The sequence below is a fragment of the Streptomyces sp. NPDC002790 genome (assembly GCF_040295505.1).
GTDB lineage: Bacteria > Actinomycetota > Actinomycetes > Streptomycetales > Streptomycetaceae > Streptomyces.
On record NZ_JBEOVM010000075.1, the window covers coordinates 14,344 to 30,874 of the forward strand.

The following is a 16,531-nucleotide window of genomic DNA, read 5'->3' on the forward strand; positions in this document are numbered from 1 at the left end:
CGCACGTGCTTACAGCAGGCCGTCCCACATCTGCTCGAGCAGTACCGACCACCAGGTCTCGGGCGAGCCGAGCGCCGCGGAGTCGATCGCGCTGAGCTCCGCCTGGAAGTCGACGGTCCAGCGGCCCGCCTGCTCCTGGTTGAGCCCGAAGCGCAGCCGCCACATCCGGCCGAGCAGGGCGATGGAGCGGGCGAACTCCGGCAGCCCGCTGTTCACGAACTGCGGCGGGGCCGGAGCTCCGACAGTGTTCTCGTCACCCGCCTCCACCGGAACGGCCACGATGTTCGCCGTCCCGTACTGCACGCACAGCGCCTTGCCGAAGTCGCTGCCCATCACGAGGTACGAGCCCGCGTCCGACGCCGCCTGCACGCCACGCTCCTGCGCCAGCTCGGCGAGCGTCGGCACGGGTCGGCCCGGCTGGGCCTGCGCCCAGAAGAACGGCCCGAAGTCGGACGGCAGCCCCGCGACGACGAGCGTGTGCGCCACGGTGTCCGGCACGCCCTGCCGCGACACGGCCCGCTGGTCGAACCGGAACACACCGGGGCCGAACGCCGCGGCCAGCTCCTGCGCGATCGCCTCCGGCGGGGCCGGGGGCGTGGGTTGCGCGGGGTGCAGCGGGGCGCGCACCGGGGCCGGGCGCGCCGGGCCGTCGGCGACCTGGTGCAGCTCGCCCTGGTGCGCGAGGAGCTGCTGCATGCCCTGCTGGCGGCTCGCGTGATCGGTGCCGTACGGCGCGATCGACGTGATCCGTGCCTGCGGCCACTGCTCCTTGATCATGCGCGAGCAGTACGCGCCGGGCAGCGAGCAGGACTCCAGCTCCGTGTGGAGTTCGAGGACCTGGTCCGGCGGCACGTTCATGCCGCGCAGCTCGTGGAAGATCTGCCACTCCGGGTGCGGCGTCCCCGGCGCGGACCGCCGGATGAGCTGCTGCTCGGACCCGTCGGGCGCGCGGTACCGCAACACGGCCTGATACCCGGGCCCCACGGTCGGCTGCCCCACCGGCTGGGCGGGCTGCTGAGGTTGCTGCGGCTGCGGATACCCGTACGCCGCCGGGGGCGGCGGGGTCGGCGGGGGCTGATGGCCACCGGGGGCGCCGGGGGGCGGGGGCGGGCCGGGAGGCGTGGCGCCGGGGCCCGAGAGCATCGTCGCGGCGTGGTGCATGCCCTCGCCGGGAGCACCGGGAGCGCCAGGCGGCGGAGGCGGTGTCGACGGGTCGGGGCCCTGCGGGCCGGGGCCCGAGAGCACGGTCGCCGCGTGGTGCACGCCCCCACCGGGAGCGCCGGGGGGCGGAGGCGGACCGGGAGGCGTCGCGCCGGGGCCCGAGAGCATCGTCGCAGCGTGGTGCACACCCTCGCCGGGAGCACCGGGAGCACCGGGAGGCGGGGGCGGGCCGGGCGTCTGCGGAGGCACGTGGCCGCCCGCCGGGGTGCCGGGCGGACCCGGCGGCGGCGGAGTCTGGGCGCCGCCACCCCGCGGGGGCTCCGCCTTGCTGGTCGCGGCGTTGGCGATGTCACCGGCGCCGGGACCGTCCTGCGGGTAACCGTACGAAGCGCCCGGAGGCGGCGGCCCGGGAACCGCGGTCCCCGGCACGGGCGGCGGGAACGATCCCCCGACCGCACCAGGCGGGGCAGGCGGAGCAGACGGCTGGGACCCCGCATCCGGCGCACCCTGCGGGAAGCCGTAGGAGGGCGCGGCCGACGGGGGCTGGTCGCCTTCGTCGGACGCCCCCTGCGGGTAGCCGTACGAGGACGACGGCGCGGGCGGCATCGACGGCGGCTGAGACCCCGCATCGGGCGCACCCTGCGGGAAGCCGTACGACGGCGCGGGCGGCGCCGACGGCGGCTGAGCGGCCGTATCCGGCGCGGCCTGGGCGTACGAGACAGGGGTGTCCGACGGAGGCGGCGGCGGGGGCGGCGGGATCGCGCCCTGCGGGTAGCCGTACGAGGGCGGGGCCGCCGGTGGCTGAGCCGCGGCCGGGGCCGGGGCCGGAGGGCCCTGCGGGTAGCCGTATGACGAGGGCTCCCGCTCAGCCGTCGGGGACAACTGGCTGTCGGCCACGATGCGGGCCGTCTGCGCCTCCGGCGAGACACCGGGCGGCGGCGCGTCCTCGGCGAGCGGCGGCGCGAACACCGTGTCGGGCAGCGGAACCGAACGGTCCTCCTCGTCCCCCACCCCGTTCGTGTCCGTACCGGCCCACGGCGTCGCATCCGCCGGAACCGGAACCGGAACCGGTGGCACGGCGTCCCGCGGCTCGGCCTGCGCCGACACCGGGACCGCGTCCGCGGGCGTGGGCGTGGCCGCCCGGCTGTCCGCCGCCTCCTGCAACCACTCCGGAGGAGTCAGCAGGAACGACGTCTGGTTCAGGTCCACCCGCTCCGGCGCCCGCGGAGCGGCCGGCTCGGCAGGCGCGTCCGGCAGCCCGTACTCCTCCTCGTACCGCCGGATCACCTCGCCCACCGGCAGCGAGGGCCACAGCGAGGCGTCCCCACTGTCCCGCGCGATCACGAGACGCTGCCGCCCGCCGTCGGACACCGGACCGGACTCCCGGTCCTCCGCCCACACGACGAAGCCCAGCTCGAACTCCCGCACCCGCACCTCACGGTGCGAGGCCACGGGCACGTCCCCGTTGATCCATTCCTCGGCGCGCTCCTGCGCCTGCGCGAACGTCACCATCGCAAGCTCACTCCCCACCGGCGACCGGAGCGGCATGCGCGAAGCCGCCGTCCACCATCAGATTCGCCACCGTCTCCAACTCCGGTGGACTGCCCGCGAGTCGGGACAGGAAACCGTCGAAGTCCGCGCCGCAGGGCAGCAGCAGCCGCTCCACCCGCTCGGCAACCGGCAGCTCCGCCGTCTCGCCGCTGTCCCGCGCGTCGTCGTACGCGCAGAACCACACCGAACCGGCCGCGTCGCCCCGCACCTTCACGGCGAGCAGCCCGCCCTGCACGAACGCGACACCCAGATAGTCCTTCGTCAGGTGATCGCGCAGACACTTGTTGACATACACGAGGTCGTTCACGGCCGCCTCGTCGCGCACCGTGAAGAACGGCTGGTCGACCAGGAGGCCCAACTCGGCGTCCAGGCCCGTCCCGACGGGCGCACAACCGCCACCGGCCTTCAGGAACGAGCGGTACGCCCCCGGCAGCCTGCACCCCAAGTCCTCCTCCGCGGCGAGCACTTGGCTCTCCGTGACCGCGACCCCGGACTTCGGGAGACCGAAGTGCACGGGCCGCGTGTCCTGCAACGGCCGCGTGCCACGCTTGTGGTGGTCCACCGCCGCCGTCGCCAGACCGCCGTGGTGCCGAAGGAGCGCCTTCACCTCGACCGGGATCAACTCCAGGCGCCGCGAGCCGCGCGCGTGGTGCCACGTCCAGCCGTGCGGCGTCGCCACCGGCGGGATCATGTCCCACAGTTCGTGCCCGGACGCGGCGAGCGCCGCGTTCGCCGACACGTAGTCCGTCAGCCGCAACTCATCGACACCGAAGCCCTGCGGGGGCTCCGCGATCTCCGCCACGGCACGGGCATACGGGGCGAAATCCGGGAAACCGTCATCATCCACACGAACCCCGCGCGGGTGACGGGCGGCGCGGACCGGGTCCGGGAAGTGCACGACCTGCCCGGCATAAGCCGCGTTCGGCGGCGCGGCCTGCTGCCCGAGCCGACCTGTCGTCATGGCTGTTGCCCCCTGCGGCGCTGGTGACGGTTTGCGGATCTGTCGCAAGGCTGTCCCGGCTGTGTCCCGGGGCTGTCCCGGCTCTGTTCCGGACCTGCTCCTGATCCGTACGAATCAAACGACAGCCTATGCGGTTGTGCGACACCGGTCACCGGGCCTCCGGTTCCATGACCAGCAGTCACCCGACCATCACCACCACGTGACGATCGGGCGTGACAGGGCCGACATCGGGGTCCGGCTTCCCCACCCGCAGGCCCGTTTGGCAGTCTGTGCAGGCAACCAGGGGGATTGCAGTGGGGAACTGCAGGAGGGGAAACAACAGATGCGCAGCGGTACCGCAGAGGAAACTGCACCCGCGGACGAGCAGCCCGGCGACGACCCGCGCGTCGGCTGGAGCGCCACCGACGACGGCGCCGTGCCCACGCTCAGCGTGCGCCGGGACGGCATACTCCCCACCGTCGCCGCCGCCCTGTCCGTCCGCGGCACCACCCTCACCGCGACCGCGGCCCGCGGCGAACGGGCCCCGGCCCTGCACCCGTTGGTCCAGGACTTCCTGGATACGTTGACCAGCGCGCAGCGCGACCGTTTCACCGGGCGCTGTGCCGAGGCCATCCTCGTCTCCCGGCATCTCGCGGCGAGCGACACCGAGCGCGCGGAGAAGTCGAAGCGGGCCCGCCGCAGACCCATGACCATCGGCGAGGCCCGCAAGGCGCTCAAGCAGTCCAAGCTCACCACCCGGCGCATCCGCGAGGACGGGGACCCGCTGCACGGCGGATTCGCCCGCCCCTGCCGCGCCTGTACCGCGCTGACGGCCCATTTCGGCGTCCACGTGGTGGCCCCCGACGCCGACACCCCGCACGACGACAACGAGGCCGCGCACTGATGCCCCACCCCACCTCCCAGGACGCCCGCTTCTCCGACCTGGTCGACGCCACGTTGCGCGTCGCCGGGTGGCAGCCGGGGCGCTGGGACATCAAGCAGGCGGAGTTCTGGGCGGACGCGCTGCGCACCCACGTCTCCCCCGCCGGCCACCGCCACTCCGTCTTCCCGGCGGCGGTCGAGGCCTGGGCGGAGTTCGGCGGCCTCCACCTGACGCCCACCGGGCCCGGCCGGAACATCGCTCCCGCCCAGCCGCACCTGGACCCGCTGCACGGCCTCCACGCGGCCCGCACCCTCGGCGACCTGGGCCGCGCCCTCGACACGGAACTCGCCCCACTCGGCGCCGAGTCCGGCACGGAGGCCCTCCTCGCCATCGACACGGAGGGCCGCGTCTACGCCCTCGACCACAGCGGCGACTGGTACCTGGGCCCCGACATAGACGCCGCCCTCTCCACCCTGATCACGGGCCTCCAACCCCCCCGCCTGTCCCCTCCGGGATGACCCTGGCGTAGCCCCCGGAGGGGGCGGGCGGTGGGAGACGACCGGACCCCGGCACAGCCGAACAGGCCCGGACAGGGCCAGGTGCCGCGCACCCATCACGCCAGGCACCGACTCCCGCACCGCCAGACCGGACCGGCGCCGCGCACCCATCACGCCAAGCACCGACTCCCGCACCGCCAGACCGGACCGGCGCCGCGCACCCATCACGCCAAGCACCTGCCCCGGCACCGCCAGACCGGACCGGCGCCGCGCACCCATCACGCCAAGTACCGGCTCCCGCACCGCCCACAACCCCGAGCCGCGCAGCGATGAAGACAGGCGCCGCCCCGGCCCCCCTCAGAACCACCACGCCACCCGCACCCCCGAAGGGCCCCGCCTACACCGCCGCCGGCAGCACCGCGGAGACCCGGAAGCCGCCCGCGTCCGTCGGGCCCGACACGAACACGCCGCCGAGGCCGGCCACACGTTCCTTCATGCCCACCAGACCGTTCCCCCCGGAGGGCAGCCCCGCCGCAGACGCCTCAGCGAGGACCGGCGGCGGCTCGTTCTCCACCTGCATCGCCACCTCGGCGCCCCGGTGCGCGAGCCGGACGTACGTCTTCGCGCCCGCCGCGTGCTTGTGCACGTTCGTCAACGCCTCCTGGACGACCCGGTAGGCCGTCTGCTCCACCGCCGCCGCGTACCCCCGCGACTCCCCCTCCACGGACACCTCCACAACCATCCCGGCCGCCCGCGACTGCCCGACCAGATCCTCCAGCTCGGCCAGCCACGGCCCGGCCTCGACCTCCGCCTCGGCCCGCGAGGCCGCCGCCGCGGCAGCCGCCCCGACCGCCTCCAACGGCATCCGCCCCACCCGCTCCGGCACCGGCTCCCCGGCCCGCAGCACCCCCAACATCTCCCGCAGCTCGGTGAGCGCCTGCCGCCCCATGTCGCCGACCAGCGCCGCGTTCTTCACGGCCTTCTCCGGATCCTTGCGCGCGACCGCCTGCAACGCCGCCGCGTGCACCACCATCAACGACACCCGGTGCGCCACCACGTCGTGCATCTCCCGCGCGATCCGGGTCCGCTCCTCGCCCCGCGCCCACTCCGCCCGCTCCTCGGCCCGCTCCGCGAGCAGCCCCAACTCCCGCTCCAGCGAATCGTTCCGCTCCGTCAGCGACTCCATCAGGCGGCGCCGCGCACCCACGTAAAGACCCAGCAGCAACGGCGGAGCCGTCACCCCCAGCGCCGTAGTGATCGCAAGGAACGGCACGACCCAATTGGCCACCTGGAACGTGTCCGCGTGCGCCGCCGAATCCTGCTGCACCCGCACCACCGACACGATCAGCGTGCCCAGGAACGACATCCCCGCCAGCGCCCCGATCAGCCGCCGCGGCACCTCCGACGCCGCCAGCGAGTACAGCCCGACGACCGTCAGCACCACACCCATCTGCGCCGGCGTCACCGCCACGGAAATCAGCACGACGGCGATCGGCCACTGCCGCCGCAGCACCAGCGTCGACCCGGTGAGCACCCCGAAGAGCACCCCCACCCAGACCGGCAGCCCGGCCTTGTGCGCGAACGGCACCCCCTCCACGGCACACTCCCCCGCGGACGCCACCGCCAGCACCACATCCAGCACGGCGGCCCTGCGCCGCGCCCACCACCACGGCCCCCCGGCCGCGACTCGGTGAACTTCCCCCGCTGTGGTCATGCCTTCCAGACTACGGGCGCCGGGTGCCCGATTTCCGGTGAGTTTTGCGTACTGGCCTACACCACACCCCGCAACGGGCCGACCTGTACCGTCGCATCGAAGGCTCTTGGTACGGCATAGTGTTGGGGGCCCGACCAACGACCTGACGTAATGTCCGGTTTGGGTCGAAACCATCCCCCGTGGTGTAATTGGCAGCACTGTGGCTTTTGGTGCCATCTGTCCGGGTTCAAGTCCTGGCGGGGGAGCTGTACGCGGTTGCGGGGCCTGACCCAACGGTCGGGCCCCGCCCCCATGCCCGGCCCAAAACGCCCCGGTATCCTGCGGATGTCCACCCCACAACGCATCCGACGCCGAAGGGCCCACCCGTGAGCAGCGCCAACACCCCGGCAGCCGTCGTCGTACTCGCAGCGGGTGAGGGCACCCGTATGAAGTCGGCCACGCCGAAAGTCCTGCATGAGCTCTGCGGCCGGTCGCTGGTCGGTCATGTGCTCGCCGCCTCCCGTGAGTTGAGCCCCGAGCAGCTCGTCGTGGTCGTCGGCCACGAGCGGGAGAAGGTCGCCGCGCACGTGGCCGCGGTCGACCCCGAGGCCCGCACCGCCGTGCAGGCCGAGCAGAACGGCACGGGGCACGCCGTGCGGATGGGCCTCGAGAGCCTGGACGGCGCCGTCGAGGGCACCGTCGTCGTGGTCTGCGGCGACACCCCGCTGCTCACCGGCGGGACGCTCAAGGCCCTGGCCGCCACCCACACCGCCGACGGCAACGCCGTCACCGTGCTGACCGCCGAGGTCCCGGATGCGACTGGATACGGGCGCATCGTCCGCGACAACGTCTCGGGCGCCGTCACCGGGATCGTCGAGCACAAGGACGCTACGGAAGCCCAGCGTGCGATCGGCGAGATCAACTCGGGGGTCTTCGCCTTCGACGGCCGGCTGCTCACCGACGCCCTGAAGAAGGTGCGGACGGACAACAGTCAGGGTGAGGAGTATCTGACCGATGTGCTCGGGATTCTGCGGGAGGCGGGGCATCGGGTCGGTGCCTCCGTCGCCGCCGATCACCGTGAGATCGCCGGGATCAACAATCGCGTGCAGCTCTCCGCGGCCCGCCGCACGCTCAATGACCGCCTTCTTGAGGAGGCGATGCTCGCGGGCGTCACGGTCGTGGACCCGACCTCGACGTTCGTGGACGTCACCGTGACCTTCGAGCGGGACGCCACCGTCCTGCCGGGCACGCAGCTGCACGGCTCGACGCACCTCGCCGAGGGCTCCGTGGTCGGCCCCAACTCCCGCCTCACGGACACCCGCGTGGGCGCGGGCGCGCGGGTCGACAACACGGTGGCGTACAGCTCCGAGGTGGGTCCTGAGGCGTCCGTGGGGCCGTTCGCGTATCTGCGGCCGGGCACGCGCCTCGGGCTCAAGTCGAAGATCGGGACGTTCGTCGAGGCGAAGAATTCGTCGATCGGCGAGGGTACGAAGGTGCCGCATCTGTCGTACGTGGGTGACGCGACGATCGGTGACTTCACCAACATCGGTGCCGCGAGCGTCTTTGTGAACTACGACGGGGAGAGCAAGCACCACTCCACCGTGGGGTCCCACTGCAAGACCGGTTCGGACAACATGTTTGTGGCGCCTGTCACCATCGGGGACGGCGCGTACACCGCCGCGGGCTCCGTGATCACGAAGGATGTGCCCGCCGGTTCGCTGGCCGTGGCCCGGGGCCAGCAAAGGAATATCGAGGGTTGGGTGGCTCGAAAGCGTCCCGGGAGCACGGCCGCGAAGGCGGCGGAGGCGGCTTCGCGGGATCCGGAAAGCGCGGGCTGACCGGAAACAGGTGCGTCCGACACGGCGTACCGTGATACCTGCACACGATTCGCCTGGCTCGCTGCTAATGGGACGCGCGGGCAGCTGCGGCGGACGAACTCGCGTCTGAGGAGACTAGTGCTGTGAGCGGGATCAAGACGACCGGCGAAAAGAAGATGATGTTCTTTTCCGGCCGCGCCCACCCCGAGCTTGCCGAGGAGATCGCGCACCAGCTCGGTGTCGGGATCGTTCCGACGAAGGCTTTCGACTTCGCCAATGGCGAGATCTACGTCCGCTACCAGGAGTCCGCTCGCGGCGCCGACTGCTTTCTGATCCAGAGCCACACGGCTCCGATCAATAAGTGGATCATGGAGCAGCTCATCATGATCGACGCGCTGAAGCGCGCGTCGGCCCGCTCCATCACGGTCATCGTGCCGTTCTACGGTTACGCGCGGCAGGACAAGAAGCACCGCGGACGTGAACCGATCTCGGCGCGTCTGGTCGCGGACCTGATGAAGACCGCCGGTGCTCACCGCATCCTGACGGTGGACCTGCACACGGACCAGATCCAGGGTTTCTTCGACGGCCCGGTGGACCACCTGTTCGCGCTGCCGATCCTGGCGGACTACGTGGGCGCGAAGGTGGACCGCTCGAAGCTGACCGTGGTCTCCCCGGACGCCGGTCGCGTGCGCGTGGCCGACCGCTGGTGCGACCGTCTCGGTGCGCCGCTGGCGATCGTCCACAAGCGCCGTGACAAGGACATCGCCAACCAGGTCACCGTGCACGAGGTCGTGGGTGACGTGAAGGGCCGCGTCTGCGTGCTCGTCGACGACATGATCGACACGGGTGGCACGATCTGCGCCGCCGCCGACGCCCTGTTCGCGCACGGCGCGGAGGACGTCATCGTGACGGCGACGCACGGTGTGCTCTCCGGTCCCGCGGCGGACCGGCTGAAGAACTCGAAGGTGAGCGAGTTCGTGTTCACGGACACGCTGCCGACGCCGGGCGAGCTGGAGCTCGACAAGATCACGGTCCTGTCGATCGCCCCGACCATCGCCTCCGCGGTGCGCGAGGTCTTCGAGGACGGCTCGGTGACCAGCCTCTTCGAGGGCGAAGCCTGATCTCCGTAGGGATCTCGCGCTAGAAGATCCATTTGGGTACGGCCTCCCTCCCCGAGTAGACTGCTGAAGTTGCTCGGCGAGGGAGGCCGTACTTCTGTTCTCGGAAGTGCCGGCTGTCCGTTATCGACGCGCTCTTCGTAGCAGGCCGTTCGTGGCCGGGTGACCATTTTCCCCAGTTCTACGAGGAGTTGAAGAGCATGTCCGAGGTCAAGCTTTCCGTCGAGACCCGCACCGAGTTCGGCAAGGGTGCCTCCCGCCGTCTGCGTCAGGTCGAGAAGGTTCCCGGTGTCGTCTACGGCCACGGCAACGACCCGCAGCACATCGTGCTCGACTCGCACGCCCTGATGCTGGCCCTGCGTACGCCGAACGTCCTGATCAACCTGGACATCGACGGCAAGAGCAACGAGCTGGTCATCCCGAAGTCCGTGCAGCGTGACGCGATCACGAGCTTCCTGGTCCACGTCGACCTGCTCCAGGTGAAGCTCGGCGAGAAGGTCACCGTCGAGCTCCCCGTCCACACCGAGGGCGAGCTGGCCCCGGGTGGCAACCTGCTCGAGCACGTGCTGAACACGCTGTCGGTCGAGACCGAGGCCACGCACATCCCCGAGTCGGTCGTCGTCTCCGTCGAGGGCCTCGAGGCCGGCGCGTCGATCCACGCCAAGGACATCACGCTGCCCAAGGGCACCACGCTGGCCACCGACGAGGACGCCGTCGTGCTCCAGGTCCTGGCCGCGCAGGCCGAGGAGGCCCCGGCCGAGGCCGAGGGCGACGAGGCCGCGGAGGCCTGAGCCTTCCAGGTCTGACCTGATGTACGGGGTGGTGGGCTCGGCCCACCACCCCGTATCTCTGTTTCGACGCACCCGACTCACCCGACGTACACCTAAGGAATGTGCATGTCCGACGAGAACGCTCCCTGGCTGATCGCCGGGCTCGGCAATCCCGGTCCCGAGTACGCGATGAACCGGCACAACGTCGGCTTCATGGTGGCCGATCTGCTGGCGCGGCGGATGGGCGCCAAGTTCAAGCGGGCGACCAAGGGGCAGGCGCAGGTGATCGAGGGGCGGATCGGTCCGCCCGGGCCGCTGAACCGCCGGGTGATCCTCGCGAAGCCGATGTCGTACATGAACGTCTCGGGTGGTCCCGTGACGGCGCTGTGCGACTTCTACAAGGTGCCGACGGAGCACATCGTGGCGATCCACGACGAGCTGGACATCGACTACGGGGTGCTGCGCCTGAAGCTGGGCGGTGGCGACAACGGGCACAACGGTCTGAAGTCGATCACGAAGTCGCTGGGCCCCGACTACCACCGGGTGCGGTTCGGGATCGGTCGGCCGCCGGGGCGGATGCAGGTCGCGGACTTCGTGCTGAAGGATTTCGCGTCGGTGGAGCGCAAGGAACTCGACTACTTCGTGGACCGGGCCGCCGACGCGGCGGAGGCGCTGGTGATCGAGGGCCTGGAGCGGGCCCAGTCGACGTACAACTCCTGACCTTTACCGACTGACCTGTACGGGCTGACCTGTACGGACTTGTCGGGGCGGAATTCCGCCGGGAGTTGACCGTATGCAGGGTCATGGCCAAGGATCCCGGCCATGTTGCCTGTTGCCCGTCAAATCGCGGCGGCCGTGGTCGCCGCGTTGCTGCTGATCGCCGGCGTGTGGGCCTCGTGGGGTGCGGCGCAGCACGTGACGTTCCCGGCGGGCCGTGAGCGCGGCACGATGACGGTGAGCCGGTGCGCGGAAGAGACCTGCACGGGACCGTTCTCACCGGCCTCCCCCACCGCCGTACGGCATGCGAGCGTGACGATCGACCGCTCGATCGGGGAGAAGAAGGGCGCGCGCTTCCCCGTGGTCCTCAAGCCGAGTTCGACGTCTGCGGTGCGCGCGGGCACCGCCGGGTTTCTGCACGCGTGGGTGCCGCTCGGTGGCTCGCTGTTGCTCGCGTCGGTGGTGCTCGCGGGCGGGATACGCCACCGGCGCCTCACGTGGATCACGGGAGGCGCCGGAATCGCGCTGCTGACGGCGGCCTTCGCCGCCGTCGGCTTCTAGAACCGCGGTCGGGTCAGCCGGTGTTGCGCAGGCCCGCGGCCACACCGTTCACGGTGAGCAGCAGGGCGCGGCCGAGCGTCGGGTCCGGGGTCTCGTCGGCGGCCGCCGCGTCGCGCTGCCGCTTGAGCAGGGCGACCTGGAGGTACGAGATCGGGTCGAGGTAGGCGTCGCGGATCGCGAACGTCTGCTTCAACACGGGCTGCGCGTCCAGGAGTTCGCTGCCCCCGGTGATGCGCAGGACCTCGGCGACGGTCAGCTCGTGCTCGGCGACGATGGCGTCGAAGACGTGCTTGAGGTCGTCCGGCACGAGGGTGTCGACGTAGTGCTTGGCGATCCGCAGGTCCGTCTTCGCGAGCGTCATCTCGACGTTGGAGATGAAGTTGCGGAAGAAGTGCCACCGCTCGTGCATCTCGTCGAGCACGGTGGCGCCGTGCCCCCGGGGTCCTGCCTCGCGCAGCGCCTTGAGGCCGGAGCCGACGCCGAACCAGCCGGGCACGATCTGCCGGGACTGGGTCCAGCCGAACACCCACGGGATGGCGCGCAGGCCGTCGAGCGAGATGCCCGAGCCGGGGCGGCGGGAGGGCCGCGAGCCGAGGTGCAGGTCGGCAAGCTGGTCGACGGGCGTGGAGGCGAGGAAGTAGTTCGGCAGGTCCGGGTCCTCGACGAGCCCCCGGTAGGCGTTGTGCGCGGCGTCGGAGACGACGTCCATCGCGGCGTCCCAGCGGGCGAGGGCCTCGTCGGACTGGCGCGGCGCCGTGTGCAGGGCGGAGGCCTGCAGTGTGGCCGCGACGGTCAGTTCCAGGTTCTCGCGGGCCAGGGACGGCACCAGGTACTTGTCGGAGATGACCTCGCCCTGCTCGGTCACCTTGATCTCGCCCTCCAGCGTTCCCCAGGGCTGGGCGAGGATCGCGTCGTGCGAGGGGCCGCCGCCGCGGCCGACGGTGCCGCCGCGGCCGTGGAAGAGGCGCAGGCGCACGCCGTAGCGGTGCGCGACGTCACGGAGTCGGCGCTGGGCGCGGTGGATCTCCCACTGCGAGGTGGTGATGCCGCCGAACTTGGAGGAGTCGGAGTAGCCGAGCATGACCTCCTGCACGTCCCCGTTGAGCGCGACGAGGCGCCGGTAGGACGGGTCGGAGAGCATGTCCTCCAGGATCGTGTCGGCGGCCTTCAGCTCGTCCGTCGTCTCCAGGAGCGGCACGATGCCGATCTTGGCCCAGCCCGCGTGCAGGTCGATGAGGCCCGCCTCGCGCGCGAGGACGGCCGCGGCGAACACGTCGTCGGCGCCCTGGCACATCGAGATGATGTACGACTCGATGACCTCGGGCCCGAACACGTCGAGGGCCCGCGTGATGGTGTGGAAGACGCCCAGCGTCTTCTCGCCGTCGGCGTCGAGCGGCGCCGGGGTCGGGGCCAGCGGCCTTCTGGACCGCAGCTCCTTGGCGAGCAGCTTGCCGCGGTAGTCGCGGGGCATGTCGGCGTAGCGCCAGGACTCCTCGCCGAGCCGGTCGAAGAGCTGGCCGAGCGTGTGGTGGTGCGCGTCCGCGTGCTCGCGTACGTCCATCGTGGCGAGCTGGAGGCCGAAGGCGGAGAGCGTACGGATCGTACGGTTCATGCGGCCTTCGGCGAACAGTCCGCCGCGGTGCTCGCGCAGCGAGGTCTGGATGATCGTCAGGTCGTGCAGCAGCTCGGCGGTGCCGAGGTAGTCGCGGCCTTCCTTGTGCGGCGTGTTCCTGGCGAGCCGCTCCTTGGTGTTCTCCAGCTTCTGCCGGATCGCGGTGGCCTTGAGCCGGTAGGGCTCCTCCGCGTTGAGCCGCTTGTAGCGGGGGCTGATCTCCGGGAGGCGCTCCAGGTCGCACTGGAGCGAGGTGAGCAGCTCCTCGGTGGCGCCCGTGTAGCGGATCGAGTTCGACAGGAAGCCGCGCAGCTCGTCGATCATGTCGAGCGCGTCGTTGATCCCGTGCTCGTGCTGGAGGATCAGGACGTCCCAGGTGACCTGCGGCGTCACGTTCGGGTTGCCGTCGCGGTCGCCGCCGATCCAGGTGCCGAAGGTGAGCGGGCGGCTGTCCTCGGGGAGCTGGTAGCCGACGCGCTCCAGCTCGGCGGTCAGGTCCTCCAGAACGTCGCCGACGGCGCCGGCGTGCAGTTCGTCCAGGTAATAGATCGCGTTACGGGACTCGTCCGTGACCTCGGGGCGTACGACGCGCAGCTCGTCCGTCTGCCACACCAGGTCGATGTTCTCGGCCAGGCGGATGTCGTAGCGCCGCCGGTCGGTCTCCAGGACCGGGGTCTCAAGGAGCTCGGCGATGCGGCGCAGCTTGCCGAGGACGGAGCGGCGGGCGGCCTCGGTGGGGTGGGCCGTGAAGACGGGTCGCACGTTCAGGTGCTTGACCGTGTCGCGCAGGTGGTCCGGGTCGGCGTCCTTGAGGCGGTCCGCGGTGCGGGCGAGCAGTCCGCCCTCGGCGGCCCGCATGGCGCGCAGCTCGCGGCCGCGGTGCACCTGCTCCGTCACGTTGGCCAGGTGGAAGTACGTGGAAAAGGCGCGGACCAGCTTGGCCGCGGTGTCCAGCTCGGTGCCGCGCAACAGCTCGGCGGCGGCCTCGCCGTCCTCGCGGGTCAGGCGGCGGACCTTTTCGACCAGGTCCAGCAGCTCAGGGCCCTCCTGGCGGACCAGGGTCTCGCCCAGGAGGTCACCGAGCCGACGGATGTCGGCGCGCAGCTCGGCGCTGGTGCTGGTCGCAGCGGTCTGTTCGTCGGCACTGCTCACAGGTGCGGCTCCTTGCAATGGTGAAGCACGTCGGGCACGTGGTGAAGCACGTCGGGAGGAAGGATCCCCGGATCCGGGTACACAACCCAGGGTGGAGATTCAGAGCGGACCGCGCTGTCCGACCGATTCCAAGGATATGTGCCACCGCCGACGGCGAGGTCGGAGCCTCGTGCCGCCCGGCTGCACGCTGACATACTTACGGTGCCGTAGGTTACGGAACCGTAGGCAAGCTGTCCGCGGATCCCCGTGGATCTCCTGACCCGTCTCAGCCCGTCTCAACCCTCGACTTACAGGGGACTCCCATGGTCACCAGTACCGATGTGATCGAAGACGCCGCCGGTCCGTCGTCAAAACCGCCCGCCACCTCGCATTCTGCGACACTCGGCGGCGAACAGAAGGGCTCCGTGGAGCAGATCACACTGCTCGCGTTCATCGCCGTCCCGTTCCTGGCGCTGCTCGCGGCGGTGCCGCTGGCCTGGGGGTGGGGAGTGAGCTGGCTCGACCTCGGGCTGCTCGTCGTCTTCTACTTCGTGGGCTGTCACGGCATCACGATCGGCTTCCACCGGTATTTCACGCACGGCTCCTTCAAGGCGAAGCGCCCGCTGCGGATCGCGCTGGCGATCATGGGTTCGCTCGCGGTGGAGGGCCCGGTCGTGCGCTGGGTCGCCGACCACCGCAAGCACCACAAGTTCTCCGACGCCGAGGGCGACCCGCACTCGCCGTGGCGGTACGGGGAGACGGTCCCGGCCCTGTTGAAGGGCCTGTGGTGGGCGCACATGGCCTGGATGTTCGACGAGGAGCAGACCTCGCAGGAGAAGTACGCCCCGGACCTGGTCAAGGACCCGGCGATCCGCGCGATCTCCCGCCAGTTCGTGCTGTGGACGCTGCTGTCGCTCGCCCTCCCCGCCCTGATCGGCGGCCTGGTCACCATGTCCTGGTGGGGCGCGTTCACGGCGTTCTTCTGGGGCTCGCTCGTCCGTGTGGCGCTGCTGCACCACGTCACGTGGTCCATCAACTCGATCTGCCACGCCGTCGGCAAGCGCCCCTTCAAGTCCCGCGACCGCTCCGGCAACGTGTGGTGGCTGGCGGTCCTGTCCTGCGGCGAGTCCTGGCACAACCTGCACCACGCGGACCCGACGTCGGCGCGGCACGGGGTGGAGCGCGGGCAGGTGGACTCCTCGGCCCGCCTGATCCGCTGGTTCGAGCAGCTGGGCTGGGCGCACGACGTGCGCTGGCCGTCCAAGGACCGCATCGCCTCGCGCCGCAAGGCGCAGGCCGTAGACGCCGGCTGACGCCCGCACGGCATGATGGACGACGTGGCGACCGACTCAGACACCCCGAGCAGCGACAAGCCCGACAAGCAACCCCGGCGTACGCGCCGGACCCGGATGACGGGGGCGGAGCGGCGCCAGCAGCTCCTGGAGATCGGTCGGGTCCTCTTCGCCGCCAAGGGCTTCGAGGGCACCTCCGTGGAGGAGATCGCGGCGAAGGCCGGGGTCTCCAAGCCGGTGGTGTACGAGCACTTCGGCGGCAAGGAGGGCCTGTACGCGGTGGTCGTGGACCGCGAGATGCGCCAGCTCCTGGACATGGTGACCGGTTCGCTGACCGCCGGGCACGCGCGTGAGCTGGTCGAGCAGGCGGCGTTCGCGCTCCTCGACTACATCGAGGAGCACACGGACGGCTTCCGCATCCTGGTCCGCGACTCCCCCATCCCGCAGTCCACGGGTTCTTTCGCGTCCCTGATCTCCGACATCGCTACGCAGGTGGAGGACATCCTGGGCCGCGAGTTCAAGTCCCGCGGCTTCGACCCGAAACTGGCGCCGCTGTACGCGCAGGCGCTGGTCGGGATGGTGGCGCTGACGGGTCAGTGGTGGCTGGACGCCCGCAAACCGAAGAAGGCGGAGGTTGCGGCGCACTTGGTGAACCTGGCGTGGCACGGCTTGGACGGGCTGGAGCCGAAGCCGCGACTGATAGGCCACCGGAAGAGCTGAGCCCCATCAAGCCCCGCCGGCGATTGAGGCGCGGGGTCCGGGGCGGAGCCCCGATCTTTTGGAGATCG

At 71.1% G+C, this 16,531-nt stretch carries 13 protein-coding genes and 1 tRNA gene; 10 read left to right on the top strand and 4 right to left on the bottom strand.

Going from position 1 to position 16,531, the window contains the following annotated elements:
• Positions 1–9: 9 nt before the first annotated feature.
• Together ABT004_RS26330 and ABT004_RS26335 are read right to left on the bottom strand one after the other, a co-directional pair.
• Entirely contained in the window at positions 10–2,673 is a 2,664-nt protein-coding gene (locus tag ABT004_RS26330; protein WP_351341565.1) for an SUKH-4 family immunity protein, read from the bottom strand.
• A gap of 7 nt (positions 2,674–2,680) precedes the next feature.
• Positions 2,681–3,673 (bottom strand): SMI1/KNR4 family protein, encoded by a 993-nt coding sequence (locus ABT004_RS26335; RefSeq protein WP_351341568.1) that lies wholly within the window; start codon positions 3,671–3,673, stop codon positions 2,681–2,683.
• 322 nt (positions 3,674–3,995) lie between these two features.
• Between ABT004_RS26335 and ABT004_RS26340 the strand changes: the two genes are divergently transcribed.
• Entirely contained in the window at positions 3,996–4,556 is a 561-nt protein-coding gene (locus ABT004_RS26340; protein WP_351341571.1) for a YwqJ-related putative deaminase, read from the top strand.
• Positions 4,556–5,053: an SUKH-3 domain-containing protein gene (locus tag ABT004_RS26345; protein WP_351341574.1), complete on the top strand. Its 498-nt coding sequence runs from the start codon at positions 4,556–4,558 to the stop codon at positions 5,051–5,053. The genes ABT004_RS26340 and ABT004_RS26345 overlap by 1 nt, the downstream gene beginning before the upstream one ends.
• 376 nt (positions 5,054–5,429) lie before the next feature.
• On the opposite strand, the gene ABT004_RS26350 is transcribed toward ABT004_RS26345, so the two are convergent.
• Complete coding sequence (locus tag ABT004_RS26350; protein ID WP_351341576.1) at positions 5,430–6,746, bottom strand: sensor histidine kinase; 1,317 nt, start codon at positions 6,744–6,746, stop codon at positions 5,430–5,432.
• A gap of 173 nt (positions 6,747–6,919) precedes the next feature.
• Here ABT004_RS26350 and ABT004_RS26355 point away from each other — a divergent pair.
• The 6 genes from ABT004_RS26355 to ABT004_RS26380 all read left to right on the top strand — a co-directional run bounded on the left by ABT004_RS26355 (position 6,920) and on the right by ABT004_RS26380 (position 11,708).
• Positions 6,920–6,991 (top strand) — tRNA-Gln (locus tag ABT004_RS26355).
• Between the two features lie 120 nt (positions 6,992–7,111).
• Positions 7,112–8,563, top strand: a complete 1,452-nt coding sequence (gene glmU, locus ABT004_RS26360) for a bifunctional UDP-N-acetylglucosamine diphosphorylase/glucosamine-1-phosphate N-acetyltransferase GlmU (RefSeq protein WP_351341578.1) — start codon at positions 7,112–7,114, stop codon at positions 8,561–8,563.
• Between the two features lie 122 nt (positions 8,564–8,685).
• Positions 8,686–9,663, top strand: a complete 978-nt coding sequence (locus ABT004_RS26365) for a ribose-phosphate diphosphokinase (RefSeq protein ID WP_351341580.1) — start codon at positions 8,686–8,688, stop codon at positions 9,661–9,663.
• 197 nt (positions 9,664–9,860) lie between these two features.
• The gene (locus tag ABT004_RS26370) at positions 9,861–10,451 is read left to right on the top strand and encodes a 50S ribosomal protein L25/general stress protein Ctc (RefSeq protein WP_351341582.1); all 591 of its coding nucleotides are present in this window, start codon (positions 9,861–9,863) and stop codon (positions 10,449–10,451) included.
• Between the two features lie 99 nt (positions 10,452–10,550).
• On the top strand, positions 10,551–11,150 hold the full coding sequence (gene pth / locus ABT004_RS26375; RefSeq protein WP_351341584.1) for an aminoacyl-tRNA hydrolase: 600 nt from the start codon (positions 10,551–10,553) through the stop codon (positions 11,148–11,150).
• 102 nt (positions 11,151–11,252) lie between these two features.
• Positions 11,253–11,708, top strand: coding sequence for a hypothetical protein (locus tag ABT004_RS26380; RefSeq protein ID WP_351341587.1), 456 nt, complete (start codon positions 11,253–11,255; stop codon positions 11,706–11,708).
• Positions 11,709–11,721: 13 nt separating this feature from the next.
• Here ABT004_RS26380 and ppc read toward each other — a convergent pair whose 3' ends face one another.
• The gene (ppc, locus tag ABT004_RS26385) at positions 11,722–14,472 is read right to left on the bottom strand and encodes a phosphoenolpyruvate carboxylase (RefSeq protein WP_351341589.1); all 2,751 of its coding nucleotides are present in this window, start codon (positions 14,470–14,472) and stop codon (positions 11,722–11,724) included.
• Between the two features lie 302 nt (positions 14,473–14,774).
• Here ppc and ABT004_RS26390 point away from each other — a divergent pair, with 302 nt between their 5' ends.
• Positions 14,775–15,764 (top strand): acyl-CoA desaturase, encoded by a 990-nt coding sequence (locus ABT004_RS26390; RefSeq protein ID WP_351341592.1) that lies wholly within the window; start codon positions 14,775–14,777, stop codon positions 15,762–15,764.
• 12 nt (positions 15,765–15,776) lie between these two features.
• Positions 15,777–16,463: a TetR family transcriptional regulator gene (locus tag ABT004_RS26395; RefSeq protein ID WP_351341594.1), complete on the top strand. Its 687-nt coding sequence runs from the start codon at positions 15,777–15,779 to the stop codon at positions 16,461–16,463.
• The last annotated feature ends 68 nt before the right edge of the window (positions 16,464–16,531 follow it).